Annotated in this window: 4 protein-coding genes and 1 pseudogene; all 5 read left to right on the top strand. The window is 66.2% G+C overall.

All coding sequences use genetic code 11. The features are described 5' to 3' along the window. The first annotated feature begins 183 nt into the window (after nucleotides 1-183). On the top strand, nucleotides 184-1,173 hold the full coding sequence (locus tag BW982_RS17335; RefSeq protein ID WP_076495483.1) for an aldo/keto reductase: 990 nt from the start codon (nucleotides 184-186) through the stop codon (nucleotides 1,171-1,173). Further along, on the top strand, nucleotides 1,170-2,057 hold the full coding sequence (locus tag BW982_RS17330; RefSeq protein ID WP_217693695.1) for an amidohydrolase family protein: 888 nt from the start codon (nucleotides 1,170-1,172) through the stop codon (nucleotides 2,055-2,057). The genes BW982_RS17335 and BW982_RS17330 overlap by 4 nt, the downstream gene beginning before the upstream one ends. Then, nucleotides 2,054-2,905 (top strand): fumarylacetoacetate hydrolase family protein, encoded by an 852-nt coding sequence (locus BW982_RS17325; RefSeq protein WP_076495481.1) that lies wholly within the window; start codon nucleotides 2,054-2,056, stop codon nucleotides 2,903-2,905. The genes BW982_RS17330 and BW982_RS17325 overlap by 4 nt, the downstream gene beginning before the upstream one ends. Continuing rightward, nucleotides 2,902-3,651, top strand: a complete 750-nt coding sequence (locus BW982_RS17320; RefSeq protein WP_076495479.1) for an SDR family NAD(P)-dependent oxidoreductase — start codon at nucleotides 2,902-2,904, stop codon at nucleotides 3,649-3,651. Before BW982_RS17325 ends, BW982_RS17320 begins: the two co-directional genes overlap by 4 nt. A gap of 115 nt (nucleotides 3,652-3,766) precedes the next feature. After that, nucleotides 3,767-4,219 (top strand): annotated as a pseudogene (locus tag BW982_RS17315) (alpha-hydroxy-acid oxidizing protein); the annotation flags it as partial. Nucleotides 4,220-4,875 lie beyond the last annotated feature (656 nt).

Raw genomic sequence — 4,875 nt, 5'->3', positions numbered from 1 at the left:
GATCAACGACCACTGAGCATCCGAGAGCAACTGGAACCGCGACACGAATCCAGACTCTCAGCCCGCTTCGTCAACCATTGTCAGACACGCCCTAGGGATGTGCCGAAGTGCGACTCTCTCGGCATGTTTGTCGCTAACATGTGATGTACTATGAATTTAAGGCTCACCGGGGAGGAAAGCGCAATGCGCGAGCGATCGCTCACTGCAGGACTCGCGCTGACCGAGTTGGGTTTCGGTGCCGCGCAATTAGGCAACCTCAACCGCGAGACAACCACCGCGCACTCGGTTGCTGCGATCGACGCGGCATGGGTTCGGGGCATCCGTTATTTCGACACGGCACCGCACTACGGCCTCGGGTTGTCGGAGCGTCGGCTCGGCGAAGCGCTCGCCGGCCGGCCGCGCGGCGAGTTCATCGTGTCGACCAAGGTCGGGCGCGCGCTCGTCCCCACGCCCGAACGTGCGGGAAAGCAGGACGAGCACGGCTTCGTGGTGCCGGCGACTCACCGGCGCGAGTGGGACTTCTCCCGCGGCGGAATACTCCGCTCCCTCGAGTCCAGCCTCGACCGACTGGGACTCGATCGGGTCGACATCGTTTACCTTCACGATCCCGACGACCACTGGGACGAGGCATCGACGACGGGCATCGACACCCTCGTTGAGTTGCGCGAGCAGGGAGTCGTCGGCGCTATCGGCGCTGGCATGAACCAGACCGCGATGCTCACCGAGTTCATCCGGCGCTGTGACGTCGACGTGGTCATGCTGGCGGGCCGCTACACGCTGCTCGACCAGTCGGCGCTCGATAAGCTCATCCCCCTTGCCCTTGAGCGCGGGGTGAGAGTCGTCGCCGCGGGGGTCTACAACTCGGGTCTGCTGAGCAGGCCAGAGGTGCCCGAGAGCGCACACTTCGACTACCTGCCGGCCTCGGCCGAACTTATCGCTCGGGCCCGCGCAATCGCCAGGATCTGCGAGGCGCATGGCGTCACCCTCCCCGACGCGGCGGTGCAGTTCGCGCTGCGGCAGACGGCCGTCGTCTCGGTCGTGCTCGGCACGCGCACCGCCGAGCAGGTCATCGAGGGCGTCGAACGCTACGAGACCCCGATTCCTGATGCCCTGTGGACGGCCCTCGTGGCTGCCGGCCATCTCAGGCCCGAGGCAGTCGGAGCATCCTGGTGATCGTCGACGCCCACCTTCACGTGTGGGACCCCGCCGTCGCCGACTATCCGTGGCTGGGGCCCGAGCTGGGCGACCTCAACCGCGCAGTGACGCTCTCCGAGATCGAACCGACTCTCGATGCGAGGGGCATCGGCGGCGTGATCCTCGTGCAGTCCTCCGACGACCCCCGCGACACCGAAAACATGCTCGCTCTCGCGCGCACATCGCCGCGAATAGTGGGCGTTGTCGCCTTCAGCCCGCTCGACAAGTCTGAGCGCGTCGCCGAGGATCTCCTACGGTTCGCCGACGAGCCTGTGATCGTGGGCATCCGAAATCTTGTACACGAGCATCCCGCACAGTGGATGGAGCGACCCGAGGTCGAGGCGACACTCGGGGTGCTCGAGGATGCCGGGATGCCGCTTGACTTCCCGACCGCCAACTACGCTGCGCTCTCCCGGGTCGTCGACATCGCGCGACGGCATCCAGGACTTTCCCTCGTCATCGACCACTTGGGGAAGCCTCCCATCGGTGGATCGCGCGAAGACTACGCCGCGTGGCGCAACCTGATTACCGCCTGCGCCGCACAGTCGTCGGTGACGGCCAAGCTCTCCGGGCTGTACTCCTCTGTCGGTGACCTCGCGGACTGGAATCTCGACCAGATTCGACCTGTGGTGCATGACGCGCTCGACCTCTTCGGCGCCGACCGTCTGATGTATGGCGGCGACTGGCCGATCTCGGTGCTCGCGGGCGGCTACCCGCGCACGTGGGACGCACTCGACGCGCTACTCGCACCCCTCTCCGCCGAGGAACGCGCCGCTGTCTTCGGTGGTACCGCGCGGCGCACCTACGCCATCGATCCCGACCGCTGGGCGGCCGCCGCCCGCACAACCCCTGGAGTTGACTGATGTTCGCACGATTGGGCCCGCAAGGCGCCGAAATTCCCGTGATCCAGCACGACGGAGTCTCTTACGATCTCCGCGGGCTCACTGCCGATCTCGACGGCGACTTCCTCGCCGCCGGCGGTCTCGCGCGGTCTCGCTCGGCGCTTGCTGCCGGTGAACTGCCGGTGCTCGAGGGCGCCGAGACCATGCGCGTGGGCGCGCCCGTCTCCCGCCCGAGCAAGGTCGTCTGCATCGGGTTGAACTACCGCGACCACGCCGCCGAGACCGGCGCGACGATCCCCGCGGAGCCCGTGGTCTTCATGAAGGACCCGTGGACGGTGATCGGCCCGAACGATGAGGTGCTGGTTCCCCGCCGCTCGGTCAAGACCGACTGGGAGGTGGAGCTCGCGGTCATCATCGGATCGACGGCGCGCTACCTCGACAGCGACGAGGAGGCCCTCGCGTGCATCGCCGGATACGCGATCTCAAACGACGTCTCAGAGCGAGAGTTCCAGCTGGAGCGCAGCGGCCAATGGGACAAGGGCAAGAGCTGTGAGACGTTCAATCCGCTCGGCCCGGTGCTTGTGCCCGCCGACCTCGTTCCCGACCCGCAGAATCTCGCGCTGCGGCTGTCAGTGAACGGAGTAAGCCGTCAGAACGGCACGACCGCCGACATGGTCTTCTCCGTGCTTCATGTCATCAGGTATCTCAGCCAGTTCATGGTGCTGCGTCCAGGAGACATCGTCAACACGGGAACGCCCGCGGGAGTCGCGCTCGGGATGAAGGAACCGGTGTATCTCGTAGCCGGTGACGTGATGGAACTCGAGATCGAGGGTCTCGGCATGTCGCGCCAACAGGTCGGGCAGGCATGAGCGGCGAATTCAGCGGCCTCGTCGCCGTCGTGACGGGCGGTGCATCGGGAATCGGGCAAGCGACAGCGGTGGAGCTCGCTGCGAGAGGCGCTGCGGTGGCCGTCCTGGACGTCAACACCGACGCCGTTACACCGCCGTTGCGTGGGTACCGGGCGGATGTCACTGACCGTGCCTCGGTCGAAGCCGCACTCGCCTCGGTTGCGGCAGACCTCGGCGGCATCGACATCCTCGTCAACAACGCCGGCGTGAGCGCGGTGGGCACCGTCGAGGAGAACGCCGACGCCGAGTGGACGAGGGTTCTCGATATCAATGTCACGGGAATCGCGCGGGTCAGCTCCGCCGCGCTGCCGTACTTGCGCGCGTCATCCCACGCGGCGATTGTGAATCTGTCGTCGATCGCGGCGCTTAACGGGCTGCCCCAGCGCGTTCTGTACTCTGCCACGAAGGGTGCGGTCATGGCGATGACGTTCGCGATGGCGACCGACTTGGTGAGTGAGGGCATACGGGTCAATTGCGTTCGCCCCGGGACGGTAGCGACCGCTTTCGTCGACCGGATGCTCGCAGGATTCGCTGACCCGATCGCTGAACGTGCGGCCCTCGACGCGCGTCAGGCAACGGGACGAATGGTGACCCCGCAGGAAGTGGCAGACGCGATCGCGTACCTCGCGTCACCGCGCTCGGGCTCGACCACGGGAACCGCGCTCGACGTCGACGGCGGCGTCACGCACTTACGAGTCCGCAAATAGGGGCCGCACGGCGCGGCCCTTGGGCAAAGAATCGCACTCACCCGAAGCCACATCACAGGCGCGCGCAACGCGCTCCTGGCCCACGTCGACCGCACCACGAACTGAGAGACGAATCATGGTCAAGCGCCAATTCCCCAATCCCGTAGAACTCGCGGGGCTCATGAAGTTCAAGGCACCGACGTTCAACGGCAAGAAGCGTCGCCTGAACAGTGCGCTGACGATCTACGACCTGCGCTTGATCGCCAAGCGCCGCACCCCGAAGGCCGCTTTCGACTACACCGACGGTTCGGCCGAGGGCGAGCTGTCGCTCGCCCGCGCCCGCCAGGCCTTCGAGGACATCGAGTTCCACCCCTCGATCCTTCGGGATGTCTCCAAGCTCGACACGACCACGCGGGTGCTCGGCGGCACCTCGGCGATGCCGTTCGGGATCGCCCCCACGGGATTCACCCGGCTCATGCACACCGAGGGCGAGATCGCCGGGGCAGGCGCCGCGGGGGCCGCGGGCATCCCGTTCACCCTCTCGACACTCGGCACCTCCTCGATCGAAGACGTCAAGGCCGCCAACCCGCGCCGTTGAACGCCGTGGCTGCGGTATCGAGACTGGCCTGTGAGGCCGCGCGTTGGGTTGCCGACCTCGTGAGGTCGTTCGCCTCGGCGTGAAGACGCTGCAGATGCTCCATGTGGGCCGCGGCGGTGCCAGCACTGAATCCTGCCATGTCTGACCCGGTGATTGATCCGAAGGCAGCGCCTTCTCCCTTGACGAGGTCCGGTGCCTTGCCTACGAGCGCCCCGGCGTTGGTGGTGGTCGCTCGTTGAAGAGCTTGCTGGTCGACGCCTGGGGTGCGAGAGAGTCCGCGGACGACACCGTCTCGACCGAGGGCTGCGGCTTGGTGCATGGCGGCTTCGCGTTCTGTACTTCCGCGGCTCGTGTCTGTGGCCCGGTGTTGGAGGAATTGATCGACACTCATACCGGCGTAGGCGGCGTTCGTGTGGGTACCGGAACGGACGGCGGCGATTTCTTGCTGTAGTGGGATCTGGGCCATCTTCAGTTCTTCGGCCTCGGCACGTGCACCGGCGCCTCGAATGTGAGCCTGCGCCGCACTTCCCTGGACGCGTCCTGCCCACGCATTGAATCGGCCTGACTTTCGTTCCTATCGGGAGCCTTGTCCGGCCGGTGCCGGATTGGCTGATTCTTGGTCAGCGTAGTACGCCGTCTCGACCTCG

This window comes from Microbacterium sp. RURRCA19A (assembly GCF_900156455.1).
Taxonomy (GTDB): Bacteria; Actinomycetota; Actinomycetes; order Actinomycetales; family Microbacteriaceae; genus Microbacterium.
The sequence above is the reverse complement of the archived record's forward strand: the minus strand, read 5'-3'. Positions and strand labels throughout refer to the sequence as shown.